The organism is Streptomyces sp. NPDC050704, assembly GCF_040654355.1.
Classification (GTDB): Bacteria; Actinomycetota; Actinomycetes; order Streptomycetales; family Streptomycetaceae; genus Streptomyces.
The window spans coordinates 130003-153664 of the sequence record NZ_JBFAHW010000011.1 but is presented as its reverse complement, the minus strand read 5'-3'; the positions used below and the strand labels follow the sequence as shown (position 1 = coordinate 153664).

At 70.3% G+C, this 23662-nt stretch carries 19 protein-coding genes and 1 pseudogene; 12 read left to right on the top strand and 8 right to left on the bottom strand.

What is annotated here, in order from left to right:
- Positions 1 to 36: 36 nt before the first annotated feature.
- Both AB0I18_RS08920 and AB0I18_RS08915 read left to right on the top strand, forming a co-directional pair.
- The gene (locus AB0I18_RS08920; RefSeq protein WP_363104701.1) at positions 37 to 1434 is read left to right on the top strand and encodes an NAD(P)-binding domain-containing protein; all 1398 of its coding nucleotides are present in this window, start codon (positions 37 to 39) and stop codon (positions 1432 to 1434) included.
- Between the two features lie 26 nt (positions 1435 to 1460).
- The gene (locus tag AB0I18_RS08915; protein WP_363104700.1) at positions 1461 to 2657 is read left to right on the top strand and encodes an MFS transporter; all 1197 of its coding nucleotides are present in this window, start codon (positions 1461 to 1463) and stop codon (positions 2655 to 2657) included.
- A 63-nt stretch (positions 2658 to 2720) separates the two neighbouring features.
- On the opposite strand, the pseudogene AB0I18_RS08910 reads toward AB0I18_RS08915, so the two are convergent.
- The 3 genes and pseudogenes from AB0I18_RS08910 to AB0I18_RS08900 all read right to left on the bottom strand — a co-directional run.
- A pseudogene (locus AB0I18_RS08910) lies at positions 2721 to 2828 on the bottom strand (alpha/beta hydrolase); the annotation flags it as partial.
- A 32-nt stretch (positions 2829 to 2860) separates the two neighbouring features.
- Positions 2861 to 3388 (bottom strand): TerD family protein, encoded by a 528-nt coding sequence (locus AB0I18_RS08905; protein WP_363104699.1) that lies wholly within the window; start codon positions 3386 to 3388, stop codon positions 2861 to 2863.
- A 121-nt stretch (positions 3389 to 3509) separates the two neighbouring features.
- A complete protein-coding gene (locus AB0I18_RS08900; protein WP_363104698.1) occupies positions 3510 to 4163 on the bottom strand; it encodes a GntR family transcriptional regulator in 654 nt (217 codons plus the stop codon).
- A 136-nt stretch (positions 4164 to 4299) separates the two neighbouring features.
- Between AB0I18_RS08900 and AB0I18_RS08895 the strand changes: the two genes are divergently transcribed.
- From AB0I18_RS08895 to AB0I18_RS08885, 3 genes are all read left to right on the top strand, one after another.
- Positions 4300 to 6066 (top strand): L-lactate permease, encoded by a 1767-nt coding sequence (locus AB0I18_RS08895; RefSeq protein ID WP_363104697.1) that lies wholly within the window; start codon positions 4300 to 4302, stop codon positions 6064 to 6066.
- A gap of 77 nt (positions 6067 to 6143) precedes the next feature.
- Positions 6144 to 7355 carry a glycerate kinase gene (locus AB0I18_RS08890; protein ID WP_363104696.1) on the top strand — a complete coding sequence of 404 codons (1212 nt, stop codon included), beginning with the start codon at positions 6144 to 6146 and terminating at the stop codon, positions 7353 to 7355.
- Positions 7352 to 7804 carry a hypothetical protein gene (locus AB0I18_RS08885; RefSeq protein WP_363104695.1) on the top strand — a complete coding sequence of 151 codons (453 nt, stop codon included), beginning with the start codon at positions 7352 to 7354 and terminating at the stop codon, positions 7802 to 7804. The genes AB0I18_RS08890 and AB0I18_RS08885 overlap by 4 nt, the downstream gene beginning before the upstream one ends.
- On the opposite strand, the gene AB0I18_RS08880 is transcribed toward AB0I18_RS08885, so the two are convergent.
- Genes AB0I18_RS08880 through AB0I18_RS08865 form a run of 4 tightly spaced genes read right to left on the bottom strand, consistent with a single transcriptional unit; the run spans position 7739 to position 11480 of the window.
- Positions 7739 to 8269 carry an HIT family protein gene (locus AB0I18_RS08880; RefSeq protein ID WP_363104694.1) on the bottom strand — a complete coding sequence of 177 codons (531 nt, stop codon included), beginning with the start codon at positions 8267 to 8269 and terminating at the stop codon, positions 7739 to 7741. The two genes, AB0I18_RS08885 and AB0I18_RS08880, sit on opposite strands and share 66 nt — an antisense overlap.
- Positions 8269 to 9255, bottom strand: coding sequence for a toll/interleukin-1 receptor domain-containing protein (locus AB0I18_RS08875; RefSeq protein WP_363104693.1), 987 nt, complete (start codon positions 9253 to 9255; stop codon positions 8269 to 8271). Before AB0I18_RS08875 ends, AB0I18_RS08880 begins: the two co-directional genes overlap by 1 nt.
- Before the next feature lie 30 nt (positions 9256 to 9285).
- On the bottom strand, positions 9286 to 10365 hold the full coding sequence (locus AB0I18_RS08870; protein WP_363104692.1) for a hypothetical protein: 1080 nt from the start codon (positions 10363 to 10365) through the stop codon (positions 9286 to 9288).
- Positions 10362 to 11480 (bottom strand): toll/interleukin-1 receptor domain-containing protein, encoded by a 1119-nt coding sequence (locus tag AB0I18_RS08865; RefSeq protein ID WP_363104691.1) that lies wholly within the window; start codon positions 11478 to 11480, stop codon positions 10362 to 10364. The genes AB0I18_RS08870 and AB0I18_RS08865 overlap by 4 nt, the downstream gene beginning before the upstream one ends.
- 521 nt (positions 11481 to 12001) lie before the next feature.
- On the opposite strand from AB0I18_RS08865, the gene AB0I18_RS08860 reads away from it, so the two are divergent.
- From AB0I18_RS08860 to AB0I18_RS08835, 6 genes are all read left to right on the top strand, one after another.
- A complete protein-coding gene (locus AB0I18_RS08860) occupies positions 12002 to 13249 on the top strand; it encodes an FxsB family cyclophane-forming radical SAM/SPASM peptide maturase (protein ID WP_363104690.1) in 1248 nt (415 codons plus the stop codon).
- A gap of 77 nt (positions 13250 to 13326) precedes the next feature.
- Complete coding sequence (locus AB0I18_RS08855) at positions 13327 to 14067, top strand: hypothetical protein (RefSeq protein ID WP_363104689.1); 741 nt, start codon at positions 13327 to 13329, stop codon at positions 14065 to 14067.
- 22 nt (positions 14068 to 14089) lie between these two features.
- Entirely contained in the window at positions 14090 to 18082 is a 3993-nt protein-coding gene (gene fxsT / locus AB0I18_RS08850) for an FxSxx-COOH system tetratricopeptide repeat protein (RefSeq protein ID WP_363104688.1), read from the top strand.
- A 54-nt stretch (positions 18083 to 18136) separates the two neighbouring features.
- A complete protein-coding gene (locus tag AB0I18_RS08845; protein WP_363104687.1) occupies positions 18137 to 19093 on the top strand; it encodes a hypothetical protein in 957 nt (318 codons plus the stop codon).
- Between the two features lie 17 nt (positions 19094 to 19110).
- Complete coding sequence (locus tag AB0I18_RS08840; protein WP_363104686.1) at positions 19111 to 20169, top strand: hypothetical protein; 1059 nt, start codon at positions 19111 to 19113, stop codon at positions 20167 to 20169.
- Positions 20170 to 20281: 112 nt separating this feature from the next.
- On the top strand, positions 20282 to 21775 hold the full coding sequence (locus AB0I18_RS08835) for a hypothetical protein (protein WP_363104685.1): 1494 nt from the start codon (positions 20282 to 20284) through the stop codon (positions 21773 to 21775).
- Between the two features lie 75 nt (positions 21776 to 21850).
- Here the strand turns inward: AB0I18_RS08835 and AB0I18_RS08830 are convergent, their stop codons facing one another.
- On the bottom strand, positions 21851 to 22537 hold the full coding sequence (locus AB0I18_RS08830) for a TetR/AcrR family transcriptional regulator (RefSeq protein ID WP_363104684.1): 687 nt from the start codon (positions 22535 to 22537) through the stop codon (positions 21851 to 21853).
- Between the two features lie 214 nt (positions 22538 to 22751).
- Here AB0I18_RS08830 and AB0I18_RS08825 point away from each other — a divergent pair, with 214 nt between their 5' ends.
- Positions 22752 to 23615, top strand: coding sequence for an NAD(P)H-binding protein (locus tag AB0I18_RS08825; protein WP_363104683.1), 864 nt, complete (start codon positions 22752 to 22754; stop codon positions 23613 to 23615).
- The last annotated feature ends 47 nt before the right edge of the window (positions 23616 to 23662 follow it).

Sequence of the window (23662 nt, the reverse complement as noted above, 5' to 3'; positions counted from 1 at the left end):
AAGAGATCGACGGATGTCGAAACAAAGGGGAATCCCGTGTCTGTGCCAACTGACGGCGTGCCCACCACCGACCAGCTGCCCGTGGTGGTCGTCGGAGCCGGACCGATCGGTCTGGCCGCCGCCGCCCATCTCGTCGAGCGCGGCATCGAACCGCTCGTCCTGGAGGCCGGGGCCGGCGCGGGCGCGGCGGTACGGGACTGGGCGCACGTGCGGCTGTTCTCGCCCTGGGCCGAGGTGGTCGACCCGGCGGCCGAGAAGCTCCTCGCCCCGACCGGCTGGGTGCGGCCCGAAGGCGGGACCTACCCGTCGGGCGGCGACTGGGCCGCACGCTATCTCCAGCCGCTGGCGGAGACGCTGGGTGACGACCGGGTCCGCTTCGGCGCCCGGGTCACGGGTGTCGCGCGCCTCGGCCGGGACCGGGTGGTCGACTCAGGCCGCGCGGAGCGGCCGTTCACGGTCTACGTGCGGCACGCCGACGGCACGGAGGAGCGGATCACCGCCCGCGCGGTGATCGACGCCTCCGGCACCTGGTCCACCCCGAGCCCGCTCGGCGCCGACGGCCTGCCCGCCCTCGGCGAGAAGGCCGCCGCCGACCACATCTCGTACCGCGTACCCGACCTCAAGGACCCCGCCGTCCGCGCCCGTTACGCGGGCAGGCGCACCGCCGTGGTCGGCTCCGGTGCCTCCGCGTTCACCGCCCTCGCGTACCTCGCCGACCTGGCCAAGGAGGAGGACGGCACACACGCGGTGTGGATCCTGCGCCGCGGGCTCGGCGCGGACACGTACGGCGGCGGCGAGGCCGACCAGCTGCCCGCGCGAGGCGCCCTGGGCCTGCGCGCCAAGGCGGCCGTGGAGGACGGATACGCGTCCGCCGCCACCGGCTTCCGCACCACGGCGGTCGAACGGACCGATGACGGCCGACTGGTGCTGGTGGCCGACGACGGCCGCCGCCTCGACCCGGTCGACGAGGTCGTCGTACTCACCGGCCTCCGCCCCGACCTGTCCTTCCTCTCCGAGGTCCGCCTCGGCCTGGACGAACGCCTTGAGGCACCGACCGCGCTGGCCCCGCTGATCGACCCCAACGCGCACTCCTGCGGCACGGTCTACCCGCACGGTGTGAAGGAGCTCTCCCACCCGGACCAGGGCGTGTACCTGGTCGGCATGAAGTCGTACGGCCGCGCGCCGACGTTCCTCGCGATGACCGGCTACGAGCAGGTCCGCTCCATCGCGGCCGCGATCGCCGGGGACCAGGAGGCCGCCGAGCGCGTCGAGTTGACCCTGCCGGAGACCGGCGTGTGCGGCGGCGCGGGCCTGTTCGACGAGCCGGGGACACCGGAGAGCACCGCGAACGCCGAGCAGTCCGGCGGCGGTTGCTGCGCCGCCCCCGCCACCCTTCAGATCGGCGGCCCCGTCACCGCCTCCGGGGGCTGCTGACCACCGTGGCCCGGAGCCCGTCACGCGTGGCCTCGACCGGAACGGGGGACCGGTCGCGGCCACGCGCCGTACTGCCCGCCCTCTGCCTGACGCAGATCACCAGTTGGGGAATCGTCTACTACGCCTTCCCCGTCCTCAACGCCCGCATCACCGCCGACACCGGCTGGTCCACCACCGCCACGACCGGCGCGTTCTCCGCCGCACTGGCCGTCTCCGCACTCGTGGGGGTGCCCGTCGGCCGCATCCTCGACCGCCGCGGCCCGCGCGCCGTCATGACCATCGGCTCACTGCTCGGTGTCATCGCCGTACTGGCCATCGCGTACGCGCCCAACTTCGCCGCGTTCACGGCCGCTTGGCTGCTGGCGGGGGTGGCGATGGCCGCCACCTTCTACCACCCCGCGTTCGCCGCGGTCACCCGCTGGTGGGGAGAGGACCGGGTCCGGGCGCTCACCGTCGTCACGCTCGCCGGCGGTCTGGCCTCCACGGCCTTCGCGCCCCTGACGGCAGCCCTCGCCGAACACTTCAGCTGGCGCACCACGTACGCGATCCTGGCCGCGGTCCTCGCGGCCGTCACCGTCCCGGCCCACTTCCTGGCGCTGCGCGCCCCCTGGCCGCCGGCGCCGCCGCACACCTCGCGCCGGCCCGCCGCCAGCAGGTCGGCCATCATCACCAGCCGTCCCTTCCTCGCCCTCGCCGGGGCCCTCACCCTCAACGGCTTCGCGATGTACGCCGTCGTCATCGCCCTCGTACCGCTGCTGACCGAACGCGGCGCGAGCCCCACCGCGGCGGCCTGGGCCCTCGGCCTCGGCGGCGCGGGCCAGACCCTGGGCCGGGTCTTCTACACCTTCCTGGCCCGCCGCACCGGTGTCACGACCCGTACGGTCGCCCTGATCGGCGCGAGCGGTGCGACCACCGCGGCCCTCGCCGCCACCCCCGGCCCCTACGTCGTCCTGCTCCTCCTGGCCGTCGCCGCCGGCATGGTCCGCGGCAACCTCACCCTCCTCCAGGCCACCGCCGTCACCGACCGCTGGGGCACCGCGGACTACGGACACCTCTCCGGCATCCTGGCCGCACCCGTGACCATCGCCGGCGCCCTCGCCCCCTTCGCCGGAGCGGCCCTCGCGACCCGACTCGGCGGCTACGCACCGCTGTTCGCGCTGCTGGCCTCGGCGTCGTTCGCCGCCTGCGTGCTGGCCGTGGCGTCGCGGAAGCCCGTCAGGTGATGTGCCGCAGAAGTGCGGCGACCGATAGGGGGGCTCGTCCGCACGGCTGTCCATGACCCCCGGTCAGCTCGTCGCGCGTACCGCGTCACGGATCAGGTCGGCGACCTCCTCGGACCGGGACACCGCGACCGCGTGCGAGGCGCCCTCGAACTCGACGATCGTCGCCCCGGCCATCACATAGCTGGAGTCAGTGAGCGACCGAACTATCGAGCGTTGCCCATCTCCGCGGTGAAGACCTCCGGGTCGCTGTCGAAGCCCCGGATCATCTCGTGGAACCGCCACGCCCCGGAGGCGTCCCTGGTGAACTCCGCGACCGATGCGGCGGTGGATCCTGCGACCTGCGAGAAGTCGTCCACCAGCAGTTCCCTGTGGCCCTCGACGACCGCCACTCCCGTGTTCGTGATCTCGCCGAAGGTCTGCGGGCCCGTGCGCTGATGGATCGCCACACCGACGGCCACCCGCGTGATGGAGGACGTCAGACGATCGAGCTCCAGGACCATCACCTCGACGAACCCGAAGCCCTGACCGGTCTGGCTGTGCCGAGTCATGTTGATCGTGCCGTCCGGCGCGCGGCTGTCGAAGTGGACGACGTACACCGGCTGCCCGTGCGGGGCATCCGCCGAGTAGGTGGCGGCGATGATGTCGAGGTGGTGAGGCGGCTCGTCCCAGTGGCTGGGATCCCACCGGAGCCGCACCTCGACTTTGCCCAGTCCAATGCCGACGCCGCTCACCTGTTGCCGCCCTCCCGAGTCGGGTCACCGCGGGAGGTACCCCGCATGGTCAAGTATGGCTCTCGGCCATGCGGTTGACGCCACCTGCGGCAGGGAGCCCGGCGCCGTCCGTACGTCGGCGTCAGGGCGTGTGGCTGCGGAGTTGCTCGCTCGCACGGGTCAGATGGGCGGCGAGCGCCCGGTCGGCGCGCTCGCCGTCACCATCGGCGATGGCGGTCAGGATGGCCTGGTGCTCGTCGGCGATCTCGGCGATGCGGAGCAGTTTGTACGTCTGGACCTGGGCCATGCACAGACGCATCTCACCCATGAGCGAGGCGTGCGCCCGGGTCAGGCGCGGGCTGCCGAGGGCGTCGACGAGTGAGCGGTGGAAGCGGACGTCGGGTTCCACCGCGTCGACCGTGGAGTCCTCCACCTCGGCCAGCTTGCGGATGTCCCCCTGCGCGCTGTGGGCGGCGGCCGGAATCAGCCGGCGCTGCGCCAGTTCACGCATGACCTGACGTTCCACACAGGTGCGGGCGAAGTAGAGATCGGCGATGTCGTCGCCGTCGAAGACGGGAACGCGGGCGCTCTTGTGGGCACCGCCGCGCCGCAGCAGACCCTCGCCCGTCAACCGCTCGATCGCCGCCTTGGCGGTGGGGCGCGCCACCTCGTACTGGCCGGCCACCTCCGTCTCGGTGAGCGCCGTCCCGCCGCCGAGCCGTCCGTCAAGGATCTGTTCGCGAAGTTCGACGACAAGTGCGTCGATCAGCGATGTCGCCTGCAGGCGACCCACCATCACGCCTCCCCATGGGTGATGAGCCAACCTCACCAAGTTACCATACAGGAACCCTTGACTGTCACGAATACTTGTCTTACAAGTTAACAAGTCCGCTGCTCCACGCGGCAACGCAGCCGCTCCAGGAGGTCCCCCCATGTACACCCAGGTCCCCGACCCGCTCGCCGGTTCGTTGTACTGGTCCGCGTTCTGCGCGGCCCTCCCTCTGCTCACCCTGTTCGTGCTGCTCGGCGTCTTCCGGGTACGAGCCCAGATCGCGGCGGTCGCCTCCCTGGTGCTGGCCCTCGCGCTGGCCGTGGTTGTGTGGGACATGCCCGCCTCGCAGGCCCTGTCCGGTGCGGCCGAAGGCGGCTTCTACGGGCTGTTCCCGGTCCTGTGGATCCTGGTGAACGCGCTGTGGATCTACCGGATGACCGAGATAACGGGCTGGTTCGCGGTCCTGCGGCGGTCGTTCCGTACGGTCTCCACCGACCAGCGGGTCCAGGGCATCCTGATCGCGTTCTGCTTCGGCGCGCTGATCGAGGCGCTGGCGGGCTTCGGCGCCCCTGTGGCCATCACGGCGGTCATGCTGGTCGCGGTCGGCATCGCCCCGCTCAAGGCGGCGACCGTGGCACTGGTCGCCAACACCGCGCCGGTCGCGTTCGGCAGCATGGCCGTGCCGCTGACCACACTGGCCGGGGTCACCGGTCTGCCCCTGGACGACCTCGGTGCGATGGCCGGCCGGCAGACCCCGCTGATCGCCGCGCTCATCCCGCTCGTCCTGGTGTTCCTCCTCGACGGGCGCCGCGGTGTCCGTGAGACCTGGCCGGTCGCGGTGGTCGCGGGACTGACCTTCGGACTCGCCCAGTTCGTCTCGGCGAACTACATCAGCGTCGAGGTCACCGACATCATCGCGGGCGTCGTCGCGCTGGTGGCGGTCCTCGGCTTCCTGCGCGTATGGCAGCCCAGTGCGGTTCGGTCCGACCAGGACGAGCTGGACCAGGATCAGCTCGACCGGGACAAGGAGGACGCGGCGGCCGTCACGCAGCCCGCCGCCGTAGCCGTCAGCGCCGGGAGCGGTACCGGTACCGGTGATTCGGGGGACTCTGGGACCTCGGAAGGTGCCAAGGCCGCCGGGCGCGGCAGGCCCGAAGGCGGTCAGGCGGAACGGTCGGAGACCGGCGAGGGCAGCGCCCTCATGGCGTTCGCCCCGTACCTCATCATCGTCGCCCTCTTCGCGCTCACCCAGATCGGCCCGGTCAAGGACTGGCTGGCCAGCCATGGCGCCACCCAGTTCGACTGGCCCGGCCTGGACGTCGAGACCGCGGCCGGCGAGCCCGCCGGTGCCGTGACCTTCAAACTGGAGCACCTCAAGGCGGCCGGTACGGTCCTGCTGCTCGCCGGCCTGCTCACGATGGCCCTGTACCGGGTGGGACCGGGCCGGGCAGTGAAGGCGTACGGCGCGACGCTGCACCAACTGCGCTGGACCTTCGTCACCGTGACGTCGGTGCTCGCCCTGGCCTGGGTCATGAACCTCTCCGGCCAGACCGTCACCCTGGGTACCGCGCTGGCCCAGACGGGCGCGGCGTTCGCCTTCTTCTCCCCGATCGTGGGATGGCTGGGCGTGGCGGTGACCGGCTCCGACACCTCGGCCAACTCGCTCTTCGGCGTCCTCCAGGTGACCGCGGCGCAGCAGACCGGCCTTGACCCGGTCCTCCTCGCCTCCGCCAACTCCACCGGCGGTGTCCTCGGCAAGATGCTCTCGCCGCAGAACCTGGCCGTCGCGGCGGCGGCGATCGGCATGTCCGGCAGCGAAAGCGTCATCTTCCGCAAGGTGCTCGGCTGGAGCCTCGGCCTCCTGGTCGGGTTCGCCCTGATCATCTATCTGCAGTCGACCCCGGTCCTGGGCTGGATGACGGTCTGAACCCGCTCACAGCCGCCGACAACCGGATGCTGCCAGTCATGCCAGCCATGCCAGCCATGCCAACGAAGGGAACGACCATGCGAGTTGTCTGCGCCCCGGACAAACTGCGCGGCTCGCTGGACGCCGCGGAGGCCGCCGCCGCTCTCGCCGCAGGGGTTCGCGCGGCTGGTGGCACCCCCGTCGAGCACCCGCTCGCCGACGGCGGGGAAGGCTCACGCCATACGGTGCAGGCGGCGCGTGGCGGCAGGGTCGTGAGCGTGGACACCGTCGACGCGCTCGGCCGCCCGGCGAAGGCGTCCTTCGGCTGCCTCGACGACGGGACCGCCCTCGTCGAGGCAGCCGAGTCGATCGGGTGGGCCGGGCCGGCGGCCGGACCGTCGGCCGACGAGCACGACGTGCTGCGGGCCTCCAGCGCCGGCCTGGCGGCACCGCTCCTCGAAGCGGTACGGCAGGGAGCCCGGCGGATCATCGTCTTCCTCGGCGGTACCGCCACCATGGACGGCGGAACGGGACTGCTGGCATCCCTGGGTGCCGAGGTACTGGACGCCGACGGAAACCCGCTGGCCGGCAGCGGAGCGGACCTGGCCCGCATCGCGTCGGTCGATCTCGCTCCGGCACGCCGACGCCTGGCCGGTGTCGATCTGGTGGTCGCGGCCGACGTCATGAGCCCGCTGTACGGACCGGACGGCGCCGCCCATGTCTTCGGCCCTCAGAAGGGCGCCTCCCCGGACCACATCGAACTCCTCGACGACGGCCTGCGCCGCCTCGCCCCGCTGCTCGGGGTCGGTTCGGCGGACGGCGGTGGCGCGGCCGGCGGCCTGGGCGCCGCCCTGCTCGCGCTGGGCGCCGAGCTGGTGCCCGGGGCCCACCTGATCCGACAACTCACCCACTTCGACAGCCACTTGGCCACGGCGGACCTCTGCCTCACAGCCGAGGGCAAGGTGGACGCCGGCACCGACGCGGGCAAGACGGTCCGCGCGGTCGTCGACGCCTGTGCGGCGAACAGCGTTCCCTGCGTTGTCCTGGGCGGGACGCTCACCCCCGACGCCGACCGCCTCTACGCACACGGCGCCGCCGCCGTCCTGCCCATCGGCACCGGCCCCCGCGACCTCGACACCGCACTGCGCCACACCGCCGCCGACCTCACCAGGACGGCCTACGCGGTCTGCCGTCTCGCCATGACGATGACCAAGACCAAGACCAAGACCAAGACCAAGACCAAGACCAAGACCAAGACCAAGACCAAGACCGCGAGAGAGCCACAGAACAGCGGTAATCTCCTACGATGAACAGCAGGGATGAGGTGGGTCCAGCCGGTACACGCCGTCAGGTTCTCGACTCGGACCAGGTCAAGCACCTTGAGTTTCTCCAGGCGGTGGTGTCGAGGCTCGGTAACAACTCCTTCCTGGTGAAGGGCTGGGCGCTGACCCTGACCGGCGGCCTCCTCGCCTTCGCGGCGGGCAGTGCCAGCTGGTCCATCGTTCTGACGGGATTGATCGTGCTGGTGGCCTTCTGGTTCCTGGACGGCTACTTCCTGCACCAGGAACGACTGTTCCGCATGCTCTACGACGACGTCAGGCGGCCGGGGAGCACCGTGGACCCCTTCTCCATGGACCCGCGACCCTATGCGGATCGGGTGGGGTGGCGGCGGTCCGCCTTCTCCCAGACGCTCTCACTGTTCTACGGCGGTCTCTGCGTCGCCCATGTCGCCTTCCTCGTAGGCGTGTTGCTCGGCTGACGGCCGCCACCCGCTGCCGGCTCTCACGACCGTCCGTAGCCGCTCGGCCGCCGCGTCCAGCCGGGCGGGATCCAGCGGCGCAGGCGGTGGCCAGAAGTTTCCCATCGGGTCGCCCTCGTAACGGGGCACGACGTGTACGTGGATGTGCATGACGCTCTGCGTCGCGGCAGCCCCCGCCGAGTTCACGACGTTCAGCCCCGCGGGCCGGAACGCGGTCCGTACCGCGTGTGCGACCCGGAGCACCGTCCGCGTCAGCGCCATGGCCGTCGGGTCGTCGAGGTGCCACAGGTTCGGGATGTGCCGGCGGGGAACGACGAGCACGTGCCCGTCGGTGACGGGCCGCAGCGGCAGAAAGGCCAGCGTGTCATGGTCCTCGCGGACCACGCGCGCGAACGCGGCGCCCTTGGCGATGGCGCAGAAGGCGCAGTCGACGCAGTCGGGATTTCCTGACGTCTGATGCTCCATCAGGCCGCGGGCCACTCGGCCGCGGCGCTCCGTACCCGGTGCAGCACCGGTTCCGCCTCGGCCTCGCCCACCTGCTCCGCCAGGGCATCGCCCAGGGCCAACAGAATGCCGGGGGTCGGTCGCTTCAAGGCGGCGGTGACCAGGGCGACCACCCGTGTCCTGTGCTGGCCTCCGTCGCTCAGCACGTTTACCGGTTCGGGGTGGGCCAGGGCGCGGACGGAGTCCATGTACACGTCCCACGCCTCGCGGCTGCGGCAGACCACGGATTCCAGAATCAGCTCGATGAGTTCACGCCTCTCGCCGGGGCTCATCGGCGCACGACTCCCACCACGACCACCACGCGGCGCCACCACGTCGGGTGCGGGCGCCCGGAACGTACGTGGCTCGGCGGCGGTGGGGGTGGCGGTAGGAGCGGCGGACAACCCGAAGGCGGGAGGGAACCGTTCGGCGGTCTCGTCGTCCATCTCCGGCAGGGCCGTGGTGGCCGACTGCACCATGTAGTCGGTCAGTTCGATGACGAACTTCTCGTACGCCTGCGGGTCGCCGCGCATGACATCGGCCAGGCAGCTGTCCGAGTAGGCGGCTCCGAGCCGTGGCATGCGGTACTGCACCGCGGCGACCTCGGCGGGCAGTTCCCGGGCGACCGGTACCCAGAACAGCGGCAGTACGGCGACCGGTTCCGCCGCACCGGTGCGGCGCACCCGCTCCGTCATGGCCGCCCACTCGCGTCCGCACCACTCCCGGTCGAAGTAGTCGTCGGACAGCAGTGCGATCAGGAACCGGGTGCTCCCCAGAGCCCGGGCGAGCGTGCGCCGCCACCCGACACCGAGTTCCAGGTTTCCCACGTCGAGGAACCCCTCATGGGTCGCCGACAGCCCGCGTTTCATCTCCACTTCCGTCTGGAGCCGCGCGTGGAACCGGGCGACGAGCGGGCTGTCCGCCCGTCGTACCGCGTAGCTGGTGAAGAAGAACGGCGGTGGTGTCATGGGCCCTCCCGGCGGCCGCCCTGCGGGTGCCTATCGTCGCCGATCGCCGTTCCAGGCGTCCACGGCCTTGTCGACCAGGCGCCGTACGTCGAGGATCGCCGGTTCGTCGCCGTGCTCCTCCAAGGCGTCCGCGAGGGCGGACAGTACGGCCGAAGTCGGCTGGGACAGCGCGAAGTTGACGACGGAGATGATCCGGATCTTGAGCGAACCGCCATCGCTCGCCGGCATCAGGGGCAGGGGTTTGATCGTCAGACGGGCGGACTCCAGCCAGACCTCGTACGTTTCCCGGGAGCCGTTCACAGGAGAGTTGAGCAGTGCCTGGATGAGGGTCCGCTTGTCCGTCTGGGTGAGCGGTGTCCCGGGTGAGTCCTCGTCACGGGCGTGCGGCAGCACCATCATGCCTCCGGGCGGTGTGTCCGGGTCCGTCGCGGATATCGGTACCAGGTCCCTGAGACAGCTCTCGTAGTCGGTCCTGAGCACCCGGTCGGCGACCTCCAGCGCCAGCCTGGGATGCCCGTTGATGAGGGTCGCCAGGTACTCCGCCTGCTCGGGGGCGAGTTTCTCGTCCGCCTGGTCCAGGAGCAGTGCCTCGGCCTGCCCCGGACTGAGACCACCGAGTTCCAGCCGGTTCTCCCCCCAAGCCCTGCCCCTGGAGCGGGAGATGACGAGCCGATGGCCCGTCCCGGGGACGAAGTGGTCGTACATCTGGTCGGGGTTCGGCACGTTGTCGTAGACGAAGAGCCAGTGCTTGTCGGGCCTGCGTTCGGGGGACGAGCCGAAGGTCTGGACGCAGTGCTTGCGCAACTCCCGGGACTGGTCGTCGATCAGTCCGCACAGCCGGTCGCTGTCGGTCTCGCCGCGGCAGAAGAACCACCACGCCACGTCGTAACGGCGGGTGTAGCGCAGGCAGTAGGCGATGGCCATCTGGGTCTTGCCGAAACCTCCCACCGGGGCGTCCGCGTCGTGCAAAAGCACGGTGCGGTGTTGTGTGAAGAGCTTGAACAACGCGGCGATCTGCTCGTCGCGGCCCTGGAACGGACGGCCCTGCTCGGGAATGTTCGATATGGGGGGCGGCGCGGTGGCCGAAGAACGTGGGGGGCGGGACGTCACCGGGCGTCCCCCTCGCGCTGACCCGGCACGGGCGGCCCCGGTTCGCGTACCAGCTCGCGCAGGCGCTGTGCCTCGCGCTCGTCCGAGCCGTTGAGCAGGGTGACCGGTACGCCACTGCGCACCAGCAGTGGACGGGACCCCTGGTCGATCTGGACGGGCAGCAGCCAGTCCTTCCCCGGACCGATGAACACGGTTTCCCAGTCGAGGAGTTTGGTCGCGCCTGCCGTGAAGTAGCTGCGGGAGAAGACGACGACGACCCGGTCGGCCCCGCGCCTCGCCCGTTGCACGGTCTGCGCCAGCGACTCGCCCTCGGTCTCCCAGCGCACCTGTCGGACCTCGCAGTGACCGCCCTGCTCCAGGACCTCCTCCATCCAGTCGGCCCAGGGCTGGTCCGCCCCCACGTAGCTGATGGAGACGGCCACCGCAGGGGGGGCGGGATACAGCGTCCGGCCGGTGGTGTGCCGGCCGGCCGGGCCCGGGCCCGCGGCGACCTGCCTGCGTGCGGGGGTGGCCTGGCGTGCGTGCGACTTGTACCCGAATGCGGGCTGTGTGTCGCGGAGTTCGGTGCTCTCGATGACGGTGAGGCCGCGGCGCCGCGCCTCCGCGATCCGTTTGGCCAGCCGCCCTATCAAGGAGAAGTACGCCTCGTTCGCCTCCGGGCTGTCCGACCGCATCAGCCCGGACAGACTGTCGTACCGGCGGCTTCCGTATCCGTCGTCCCACTCCGCCCCGAAGGGCCACTGCGGGTCGGGCGTGGTCGCGGGCCGCAGCTGTCGGGGAACGGGCTCCCAGACGATCGGGACAAGGCACTCGGAGACGTCCTCGCTGGTGAGCGCGGCGTGCCGGCGCATCCGGCGCTGGAAGACCGCCCACTCGAGACCGCAGTCCCGGTCGGCGAAGTACTCCGGCGACCAGAGCGCGATCATCACCCCTACCTGGGCGACGCTGCTTTCGAGCACCGGCCCCGAGCCCGTCTGGGGCCCGAGGACACCGCTCACCCACAGGCCTTCCTGGGCTCTGAGCCGGTACTCGAGGTCGGCGTGGAAGCGGCTGATGGACGGCCAGCCGTCGCTACGGGTGCAGCTGGTGTAGAAGTAGTTGACGGATCGATCCACGCGCCCCTCGCAGACTGCCGCCGGTAGTCCGGCAGGGCGAAACTCTCACCGGCTCGGACATGGGCTTCGCGACGTCGTAGCTCCAGTCGGTCCGGTGGACCCCCGTTTTACTGAGGATAGGCTTCCTTGACCGTGCTGGGTACAGTGAAGAGGGCCTGACGGGCGCACTCGTCAGGCGTACGGGCACACGTCAGGCGTACGGAGAGTATTCGCCGACGGCTCACGAGTCCCGGACTTTAGCAGGGTCTGTGGACCCGTCCGAGCGCTTCGTGGGCGGGGGCCGCGGGGGAATGGGGGCCTGAGCGCCATGAAAAGCGAGAACGGGAGTCGTACCTCCTCGAAACCGGGTGGATTAGCCGAGTTACGGGTTCTGGCGGGCCTCGTGTCCGTCGAGCGGCTGGAGCGGCTGCCGCGTTCCGCGGTGGTCGAGGCCCTGCTGAGGCAGCGGGCAGGCGGGCGCGGCACATCGCGGCAGGCGGCGGGGGAGACACCCGGGGGGACTGTCGCTCCGAGGTGGCACAGTGCGGTCTGAGCCGGCATCAGATGTGCCGCGTGCCTCCGCCGCGTTCTCCCAGTTCGTCATCAAGCTCCACAGCAGGTGCAACTTCGCCTGCCCCGACTGCTATATGTACGTGCTGCGCGACGGCGGCCGGTCGGCCCAGCCCCGGGTGATGCCGCCCGGGGTCATGGACCGGACGGCGTGGCGGATCGCGGAGCACGTGGGGCGCCACCGGCCTCCCGAGGCGCGGGTGATGCTGCACGGCGGTGAACCGCTGCTCGCCGGACCGCGCCGGATCGGCCGTTTCGCCGAAGCGCTGCACGCCGCGTGGCGCGGTCTGGACACGCCGCTCGATCTGATCGTCCAGACCAACGGCGCACTCCTGGACCGGCGTTTCCTGGACCTGTTCGCACGGTGGGGCATCCGCGTCGGCGTCAGTCTGGACGGTACCCGGGAGGCCCACGACCGCAGACGCCGGCACCATTCGGGCCGGGGCACCCATGCGGAGGTCGTACGGGCCCTGGAGTTGCTGCGCGGTTCCGACTACCGGTCGCTGTACGGCGGTCTGCTGTGCGTGGTGGACCTCGCCGACGATCCGGTGGACACCTACGAGGCCCTGCTGGTGCACGAACCTCCCGCGCTGGACCTGCTGATGCCGCTGGGCACCTGGCAGTTCCCGCCACCCGGTCTGCCCGCGGAGCCGGAGGTGCCGTACGCGCGCTGGTTCGCCGCCGCGTTCGACCGCTGGTACGACGCTCCGGTGCGGGAGGTCCCAGTACGGCTCTTCGACTCGCTGGTCGATCTGCAGCTGGGCGGGTCGGGCACCAGCGAGGTGTGGGGTGCGCTCGGTTCCGACGTGGTGGTGGTGCAACCGGACGGGAGCATCGAGCAGAACGACATCCTCAAGACCGTGCACGAGGGCGCCACGCACACCGGCTACCACATCGACGCGCACGGGTTCGACGAGGCGAGCACCCATCCCGGCTTCGCCGCGGAGCGGGCAGGAGCCGCGGGGCTGTGCGCGCAGTGCCGGGACTGCGCCGTCGTGGACGTCTGTGGCGGAGGACTGCGCGTGCACCGGTACCGGCCGGAGAACGGCTTCGACAATCCGTCGTGCTACTGCGCGGATCTACGTGCACTGATCGAGCACGTGCGCGACCGTGTCACCGGCAGTCTTGTCGCTCTTGCGAAGGACTGTCACAAGGCGGTTACAGGCGGTGCGATTGTCCCTATCATGGGGATCCCCGCCGATGTAGAACCGTTGCACTGATCAGAGGAATGAGCCTGGGACTCAGGGGCGGGAACGGGGGGCGAGGCATGGTCCCGTACTTCTTCATCAGTCATGCTGTGAGTGGTACTGGCAGAGCGGACGTCGAGCACTTCCGCGCCGATTTACAGGCCGAGATCCGCGACAGACTGGGGCGCGACCGCCGATTCGACGGAGCACTCGCCGACCACCGGGGACTCGACGTCAGAGGCGGACCACCACCCGACACGCCGGCCATGAACTGCCGTGCTCTCGTGGTCCTCTACTCGCAGGAGTACTTCCGCTCCCCGCCCTGCACCTACGACCTGGCCGTGTTCGACGAGCGGATGAGATGGCGACTGCACCGCACGGGCGACGCCTCGGTGACCCCGGTGGAGGTCGTGTGGAACACGGTCGGCCTGCCGGCGCGACTGGCGGAGGAGACGGCCCGGCAGTCCGGAGCGACGGGCAGTGACTACCCGCGGCGCAGCGTCAGCCAGTTGCTCCGCGATCCCGCGGCCCGGGGCGGGTACATCAAGGTGCTGCGCGGTGTCGCAGACCGGGTGCTGGCCGCCGCAGATCGCTCACCTCCCACTATGACCACACGAGATATCGGTTACCTCACACCATTCGTTGCTATGTCGTGTACGTCGCTCGTCTCCTGGGATATGCACCTTGCTCCGGTGCCGGTACCGTGGCACAGCAGGCGCACCGGTTCGCCACAGGACCCGGCTCCGATCGGAGCCGCCCCTGATCGGCCGGACTCGCCTCCCCGCACCAGATCGTGGTTCTCATCCTCGGGGGAAGGCGAACGCCCGATCCTCCGCGGCCCGCATGGCTGAGTGAACACGTGGAGCAGCATCAATGAGCAGCGTGGAGCCGGAACCCTCCGGCGCCGAGGCCGCCCATGAACCGGCGACCATCGTCACCTTCTACTCGTACAAGGGCGGAGTGGGCCGCACGATGGCCCTCGCCAACGTCGCCTGGGTCCTGGCCGGCGAGGGCTGCCGCGTGCTCGTCGTGGACTGGGACCTGGAGTCCCCGGGACTGCACCGTTTCCTTCGCCCGTTCCTCAACGACCCCGAACTGGCCGACTCCACCGGTGTGGTCGACATGGTGCGGGGTTACGGACGGGACGTCGAGGCTCTGGACGGGCAGGAGCTGGCGGCACCCGAGTACGAGCGGCAGCTGACGGAGCTGCTCGAACACCACACCGATGTCCGGATGCACCGGGACACCCTGCGCTGGGACCACTTCAAGACCCCCGGGTCCGTGGAATTCCTCGGCCCGGGCCTCCAGAACGATGAGTACAGCAGCAATGTGGCCCTGTTCAACTGGGCCGAGTTCTACGAGCAGTACCAGGGCAAGCGGTACGTCCAGGCACTGCGCGAGCGGCTGCGGCAGGGGCCGTACGACTATGTCCTCATCGACAGCCGGACCGGTCACTCCGACAACGCGAGCGTCTGCACGCTCTGGCTGCCCGATGTCGTCGTCGCGAGCTTCAACCTCAGCAACCAGTCGGTGGAGGGCACCGCGGGCGTCGCGCGCCAGGTGTACAAGCAGGCCCGGGAAACCCGGCGGGACATGCGCATCCTCCCCGTGCCCATGCGGGTCGAGGCCGTCGACCGGGAGAAGGCGAGTCTGCGGCGGTCCTACATGGAGCGGCGCTTCGCCGGGCTGGTCGGCCCGCTGGCCACCGGGTCCCTGGAGGAGTACTGGGGCCAGGTCGAAGTGCGGCACGACGCCTCCTTCTCGTACGAGGAAGTACTCGTCCCCTTCACCCTGTTGCCCGGTACGCACTCGTCCCAGCTCGCCGCCTACGTGCGGATCGCCCAGGAGATCAGCCGCGGAAAGGTCTTCCAGTCCCGGCCGGTGAAGGAGCCGCTCCGGCTGCAGTACGAGGCCCGCTTCGCGGAGGTCAGGCCGTCGGGCCAGCGCACGGCGCGGATCGTCCACGCGGCGCGGGACCGCCAGTGGGCCGACTGGATCCGCACGGTCCTCGCGAGCATCGGCATCAGTTGCGAGACCTTGGGCGAGTGGCAGGCGGAGCCCGGCAACGCGGTGGCGAAACCGACGTACACGATCCTCGTGGTCTCGCCCGCGCTGCAGTCCGACCCCGGCCTCGACGACGTCATCCAGGACCATCTGAAGGTCGTCGGCCGGCTCCGCTCGGGCGACCGCAACGCGTCCATCGTCCCGGTGCGGGTCGAGGAGGCACGTGTCCCGGTGCCCATCGCGGACCTGCGCGGACCGCATCTCCAGGGCCTGGACGAGACGGACGCCAGGGAACTGCTCCTCGACCACTTCACCCAGAACGGGCACCGGGCCGAGCAGCGGGACCAGCACGGTGACCACTCGTCCGGCGGGGCACGTTTCCCGGGCCGGATCCCCCGGATGTGGAAGTGCCCGCTGCGCAACGTGACCTTCCTGGGCCGGGAGACGTACATCGGTCAGCTGCGCGACGGATTTCCCCCGGGCCGGTCGGCGACGCCGGTGATCCTCACCGGTCTGCTCGGTGTCGGAAAGACCCAGATCGCCCTGGAGTTCGCGTACCGCTTCGCGGCGGACTACGACGCGATCTGGTGGATCACCGCCGACAGCGCCGAGAGCATCCGCGAGCAGCTGGCCGAGTTCGGCGACCGGCTGAAGGTCACGAAGAGCACCGCACCGGGCGCCGTGAGTGAGACGCTCGGCGCGCTGGCCGGCGGCCACGGCAAGTACCGCAGGTTCCTGCTCGTCTACGACAACGTGCGCCGCTCCTCGGACCTGGTGGGCCTGCTGCCCAGCGGCGGCAGCACCCACGTGCTGATCACGTCGGAGACCGGCGACTGGAGTGCCACGGGGCGGCCGCAGGACATCGCCATGCCGACCGAGGACGAGGCCCGCGACCAGCTGCGCCGGCATTTCCCGGGACTCCCGGCCGAGCAGGCCGCCGAGATCCTCGCCATGTCCGGCTGCCTTCCGCAGGCCGTCGCCCAGGCGGCGGCGTACCTCACGACCACCGGGCTGCCCCTGCAGGAGGCGGTCGTCCGCTACCGCGAGATGGTGAGCGACCGCTCCGCCGGGCACGACGCGACCGCGCGCGCGGAAGCGGTCCGCGCCGGCGGGTATCCCACGAAGGCGCACGACACCTGGTCGGTGTCGATGGACTCGCTGCGGGCGACCTACCCGGTCGCGGAGAACTTCCTGCGGCTGCTGGTCCACATGTCGCCGAACGGCGTCTCGATCGAGGCGTCGACCGACGTACTGCGCTGCCCGGCCGCACTGGCCTGGCTGAGCCCGCCGGACGGGACCCCGCTCACCGCGGCAACGGCGGGGCACGCCTTCCACGCTCTCTCGGAGCGCGTGCTGGCCCGCCACGACAACGGCATCGAGCGCGTGGTCGGCGACCCGATGGGGCTGGCCTTCCTGCGGGCCGAGCTGACGGACGAGGAGTACGCCGAGTCCCGCGCGGCGGCCCAGCGGATCCTGGCCTCCCTGTCACCGCGCGACACGGAGGTCGACGATCCGCGGCACGCCCGCGTCTTCGAGGAACTCGACCATCACGTCGACCCGTCAGGGGCCGTCTTCAGCGACCAGGACGACGTACGGCGCTGGTTGGTCAACCAGGTGCGCTACCGGCGCCTCGCCCGGCGCCTCGAACGGGCCCACTGCCTCGCCGAGCAGCTGCTGGAGAAGTGGTGCGAGCGGTACGGCCCCGTGGAGAGCACCGACGACGTGCTGCTGCTGCGGCTGACCGTCGAACTCGGCAACATCCACCGTGACGCGGGCCGGTTCGGCGAGTCCGAGGAGATCAATCGCAAGGCGCTGGGGCGACTGCGCGCCACGCTGGGGTTCGACCACCCGTACACCCTGCGCAGCGCGACCGGCCGCGGTGCCGAACTGCGCGCGCTCGGCCATGTCCAGGAGGCCTTCGCCGAGGACCAGTCGACCGCGGAGATCCTCACCGAGGTGTTCGGTCCGGACAATCGGAACACCCTGATGGCGACGGGGAACCTCGCGCTGTCGCTGGCCATGGTCGGCATGACGGCGGAGGCCCTGGATCTGCACCGGGAGACGTACGAGCGCTGCAGCTGCGTCCTCGGTGTGGAGCACGAGATGACGTGGAGCGCGGCATCCCAACTCGGCAACCGCTACCGGGAGTCCGGGGACTACGCGACCTCGCTGCTGCTGCTGCGCCAGGCGTTCAACGAGTCGGAGGAGCGTTTCGGTCAGGCCGATCCGGCGACGCTGGTCGCGGCCCGTGGCCTCGCGGCGACCCTGCGGCGGATGGGGAGCGGGGACTCGGACGACCGGATCAGGGCGGCCCGCAAGTACGACTCGGACGCGGTGGAGGGCTGGCTGGCCTACGCGGGTCCCGCGCACCACGAGCAGCTGGCGGCGCAGCTGGCCCTCGCCGCTGATCTGCGGCTGCTGGGGGAGCACCGGGAGGCCTGCCGGCTCGCGGAGGATGCCCTGGCGCGGTACGGGAGTTGGGGGGAGTCCCACCCCTTCCGGCGGATCAGCCAGGTGAACCTGGCCCTGTGCCGACGCTCCGCGGGTCTCGTCGACGGCATGGCGGAACTCAGCGAGGAGGGCTGGCAAGGGTTGTGCGACACGCTCGGCTCGAACCATCCGCTGACCCTCATCGCGGCCCTCGACCACGCCAGCGCCCTGGTGTTCGTCGGCGAGTCGGCGGCCGCCCTGGAGCTGGACCGCCGTACGTACGAACTGCTGCGCGTCCGCTGCGGGGCCGAGCACCCGCTGACGGGCTTCGCGGCGACGAACCTCCAGAACAGCGAGGCCCGGGTGCGGGACACCGGGACGGTGCCGGGAGCCGAGCGGATCGAGATCGACATCGACATGCCGTACATCTGACCGGTGCCGCAGGAGCGGCGGACGGGCGCGGTGGTCGTGGCAAGGAGGTCGGCGGTGGTCGTGGGAAGAACGACGGCGGCACTCGGAGTCCGGGAGGGGGATCAGGGCAGCCATGGGGAGCGGGAACTCGGCAGGCCCTGGTCGGCGGCGGTCGTCTCGGCAGGTCCGGGAGAGGGCGCGACCCTGGTCACCGCCGCTGCCGGAGCGCTGATCGACGCGGTGACCGGGCCCCGGGGGCAGAACGTGATCCTGATGGACGCGGATCTGCGGACCGCCGGGCTCACCGCGCTGCTCGGCGCGTGGCACGCCGTGGGGACCGGGGACGAGTACGGATCCGGGACGGGCGCCGATGACGGCGGAGGGCTGGCCGGCTTCGCCCTGGAGCGGCGTATCGCGCTGGGCGACCGCTCGGTGGAGTCACGGCTCCAGGAACTCCGCTCTCCCGACGGGCGCAGCGGTGACATGTCGCTGCTGGCGGTACGCGGACCGGGCAGCGCGGCTCTGGCGGAGCTGTCCGATCTGCCGGGGATCCTCGGCAGGGCGGTGGAGTTGCTCGCCGAACTCGCCGGATGTCTGCTGGTGGACTGCGGACCGGGCTGGAATCCGCGGACCAGGCGGATCTGCGAGACCGTCGAGTACGTCTTCATGGTGGGCCGGACGGATGCCCGTGCCCGCCCGGACACCCTTCGGCTGGCAGCGCAACTGGAAGAATCGGGACTGCTGCCCAAGACCATCGGATATGTCGCGAACACGCCCGAGCAGAAGCCCGAACGCACTCGACGCGGTCTGCAACTCGCCGGGCAGAGTCCGGAATCCGCTGTTGGAGGAAGCCATTCCAAGGGCACACTCCCTATAAGGACCATCATCGATCTGCCGTACGACCCGCGGGCCGCACAGACACTCGGACACGGGAAGCTGTCCGGCCCGCAGAGCCCCTTCGAGAATGCCCTCTGCACCGGCATGGAGGCGCTTGAACCAGATCTGTTCCGCACGGGTTTCGACATCGGCTGAGGGGCGTGGTGGAAACCGTGGATCGCAACCGCTTGGACCCTCCGGCCCAGGACACCTCCGTCATGGCCGCGGCACGCCATCACGCCGCCCATGTCACCTCCGACAGCCAGGAGTTCATCGACCTGTGCGCCGAGACACTGGCCCGGGACGGACTTCACCATGTGGCGGCGTACCACCGGGGGGTCTACAACTACTCGGTGGACATCCTGGACGAGCTCGGCAGGGACGGCTCGCTGCCCGACGGCTCGGACACCGGATCCAGCCGTGAGCTCTACACCCGCGTGGGCCGTCAGCTGAACTTCCTGCTGGGGCGCATGGACCGGGCGCTGCGCCCGCTGGAGAGCGGACGGCTGATTCGTACCGTACTGCGCCTGGGCGAAGCGTCCGTCTTCCACTACTACCTCCGGCCGGGCGAGTACCTGACCGGCGTCTCACTGGGTCGGGACAACGACGAATCGGGCGACCGGGCCATGGCCGGCCTCGCGACCAGATTCGGACTGGCACTGCGTCAACGGGGCCTGAACTACGGCGGCTTCGAGGAGGGCGATCCGAAGGATCCCCTTCGGTGGCGCGACCTCGAAGTGCGGTCGGGGCCGGTCACGGAAGAGGAGGCGCTCCACACCGACCGGTTCGGGATCCTCGGGTCGGGCCAGGGAGAAATCCGCGCACTGTGCGTCTCGGCCCTGTCCGCCGAGGACCTCCAGTACGCGGCGTACTTCGACCCCGCCGCCGGATTCCTCTCCGCGGACGTGCTCGAACTGGCCTCACTGGCCCCCTACTTCCGCAACATCAGCCGGCAGGAGCGCCGAGACCGCTACCAGGACATCGCGCGACGGCTGCCCTTCGTCGTGGCCCGGCTGAATCACTCGCTGAAGGCGGTTCTGCCGGGGCGGCTGACGCGGACGGTGTTCGACGTGGACGAAGGGGCTCTCTATTACTTCGCCGTGGGGGACGGCCCGTTCCTGCTCGGCGCCACCCTGCACCAGGATCGGGTATTCCACGCGGACCGTCGCATGAATGTGCTCAACCATTGCGTCGAACGGGTCATCAAGGAAGGCAAGTCGGGCGAGAACTGAGGGGTTTCGCCTGCCGAACGGCACAATTACCGGTTCTCGGGTCCTGGCGGAAACGAGAACTCTAAAGTCATCGGCACCCCGGTGATAAGAGTGTCGGAAGGGGGTGATTCCCATGGCCTCGGGCACGGCCCGGCAGGGCTTTCTCGGTGCCACGAAACACCTCTGGATCCTGTGCGGGATCATCGGCATCGGCTGGGCGACAGGGGCCGGCGCCGGCGCCGGCGGACTCAGCGGTTCCTCGCTCTACCTCTTCTTCACCACCCTGCTGCTGGCCGTCGGACTGTACGGCAGCACCTCCGGGATCTCGCTCCGCGAGGCGCGCGAGGACCTGGGGCTCCTGCTGCTCGCCGTCACCGTGGGAGTCGTCGCCAAGGCCGCGCTGATCGCCCTGGTGCTCTGGTTCGTGCTGGACGAACCGGCCTACCTCATCCTCGCGGTCGCGGTCGCGCAGATCGACCCCCTGTCCGTCGCCGCGCTGCGGGACTCCTCCCTGATGTCCCCCCGCGGCAAGGCGGTCCTGTCCGTCTGGGCCTCCTTCGACGATCCCGTCACGGTGCTGCTCACCGCCTACACCGCGCCCATCGCCCTGAGCGCCCTGCGCGACACACCGGCCACGGGCGGCACGGCGGCCGCCTTCGGCGGCGATCTGCTGGGCTACGCCGCGCAGTTGGGCTGGAACGCCGCGATAGTGGCCGCGGCCGCGGCGGTCTGGCTGCTGCTGCGTCGTGCGTGGGGCAAGGACCCGTCACTGTGGTCTCGCACGGCGCAGATCGTCGCCGTACTCCTGCTGCTCGTCCTCGTCGTGGCGGCCGCCGGATTCACCCTGATGCTCGGTATCGCCGTCGTCGGGCTGTTCTTCCGTCCCGCGGCGCTCCAGCGCCACCTCGGCACCATCACACGAGGCGCCTACGCGGCGGCGGCCTTCACGCTGGGGCTGCTCCTGGTCGGGGGCATCGACCTGGTACACGGTCTGGTGCTGGGCGCGGCAGCCTACGGTGCCCAGATCGTCGTCGGTTCATTGCTGGCCCGGAATCTTGACCGGGTGGACAGGGTCTCGTTGGCCCTCGGACAGCAGAACGGCGTGACCGCCGTCATCCTGGCCCTGTCGCTCCAGCCCATGTTTCCCAAGGCTGTTGCGATCATCGCGCCCGCCGTTGTGACCGTCAACTGCCTGCACTTCGTCGCGAACTCCCTGTGGAACCGGTCCAATCGGTCCCGGGCCGACATCCCGGACCCGCACCCCGCCCCCTTGAACGGGCGCACCGAGCCACTTCCGCCGGCACTGCCCGTCCTCGCGTCAGTCGTGCCCTGGAAACGTCAGGAAGTCGTCGGCGACCCGCGCTGGAAGGAGTGCGTGGCCGTCACCGCCACCTTCAACTTCGGGGGACTCGCCGCCACGCGTGAGCCCGCGACCGCGCACCCGCATCACGAGCGGTTCCCGACCGCACCCCTCGGCCACGTTCAGCGCGGTGTCATCGTGCAGTCGCATTGGTGGCGATGGGGTGTCGGCGACCTTGACCGACGCCCGGGCGGCATGACCGGTTCCATCAGAAACGTCTCAGTCGTGGATGTGACCACGCACGAGGTCGTACAAGAGCGGGATTAGGTCCGTTTACGAGAGCTTCACGGACAGGTCTGCCGCGACACCCCGCTGTGGCCAGGGCCGTGGCGCGGTGCCGGATCAGCGTCGCAGCCACTCGTCGAGAAGCGCGGCCTCGGCTCTGCTGAGAGTGGGCAGTTCGGGCATGAGGGTGCGGAAGGCCGCGACGACGGCCGCCGGGTCCTGGGTGGGGACGGCGGGCTCACTGTTGAGGATGACGCGGGCGACCGCGTCGAAGGCGGCGTCGGCCAGGTGCGGGTCGCTCTGCTCCGGTGGCAGGGTCAGCAGGGTGTGGACGGTTCCGGTGCCCGCCGAGCGGATGAGGTTGACGGCGCGTTCCTCGCTCACCCGAAGTCGCCCGGCGGCGGCGATTCTGTGCACACGCTCGGAGAGGATCAACACGCCCTTGACCTGTGCCGGGGTGGCGCGTGCGCGGGCCGGGTCGAGCAACAGGCCGTAGACGTACGGGTTGGCCAGGCCGAAGCTGATCTGCGTGTTCCATCCGGCGCGGAGATCTTCTACCGGGTCGTCCGAGGGTGCGGTGGTCTGCTTGCTCGCCACGTGTTCGGCGAAGACACGCTCCGCGGCGGCGTCCAGCAGCTCGTCCTTGTCCTGGAAGAAGCGGTAGAGGGCGGGAGGCTGCAGGCCGGCCTCCTGGGCCACGCGGCGCGTGGTCACCGCGGCCGGCCCCTGGTCACCCAGCAGGTCGGCCGCGGCCTTCACGATGCGGTCCCGGGTGATGTCTCGCCGCTGCGTGGTCGGTGCCATGGAGGCGATGGTATCGCCCGTGTGTGACAGGTGATGCTATCGCTGATATCGCCAATCATCCGCTGTCGATCTGCGCCGAAGGTGCTGGCATCGTCGGCCAGTCTCCAGCACTGACTCGTACGGTTGCATGCAGTGGAAGCATCGATACTTCCGTTGGAAATATCGATGGTAATGTCATTTCTGTTCCGTTGGAAACGACATCCTGGAGCCACCGATGCTGATCGTCACAGGAGCCACCGGCCACCTCGGGTCGCTGATCGTCAACCATCTGCTGGAGCGGGTACCGGCCGACAGGATCGGCGTCAGTGTGCGGGACGTCAGCAAGGCCGCCGGCCTCACCGAGCGCGGCGTCCGAGTCCGAGCGGGAGACTTCACCGAGCCCGGCAGTCTGAAGCACGCCTTCGAAGGCGCCGAGCGAGTCCTGGTCGTCTCCGCGGCGATTCGAGGCGGCGGCGCGTTGACCGCCAACAGGGCCGCCATCGACGCGGCACGGGAAGCGGGCGCCCGGCGCATCCTGTACACCAGCCACCAGGCTGCCTCTCCCGTGTCGCTCTTTCCGCCGCAGAAGGTCCATGCGGCCACCGAGGAGCACCTCGAGCGGCAAGGAGTTCCCTGCACCGCTCTTCGCAACGGGTTCTACGCCTCCACCCTGGGCTACTACATCGGTGCGGCGCTGGAGACCGGCACGCTCGCCGTGCCGCAGGACGGCCCGGTGTCCTGGACGGCCCACGAGGACCTGGCGGAAGCCGCGGCCCTCGCTCTGGCCGAAGACGGTGCACTCGACGGCATCACCCCGCCGCTGACAGGCCGTCACGCGCTCGACTTCGCCGACGTCGCCGACATCCTCGGCCGCGTCACCGGCCGGACCGTCACCCGAGTCGTCATGGAGGGCGACGAGTGGATATCCGCAGCAGTCGCCGGCGGGATGCCGCGCCCGGCCGCGGAGTTCTCCTTGACGATGTTCGCGGCATCGCGCAACGGCGAGTTCAACGCCATCGACCCGACACTCGAAACCGTCATAGGCCACCCCGCGAAGACCGTCCACGAGGTCTTGGAGGCCGTCCTGCGCTCCCGGTGAACCGACCGGCCTCGGTCCTGGCGGATGGAAGCTCCGCGTCGGCCCGC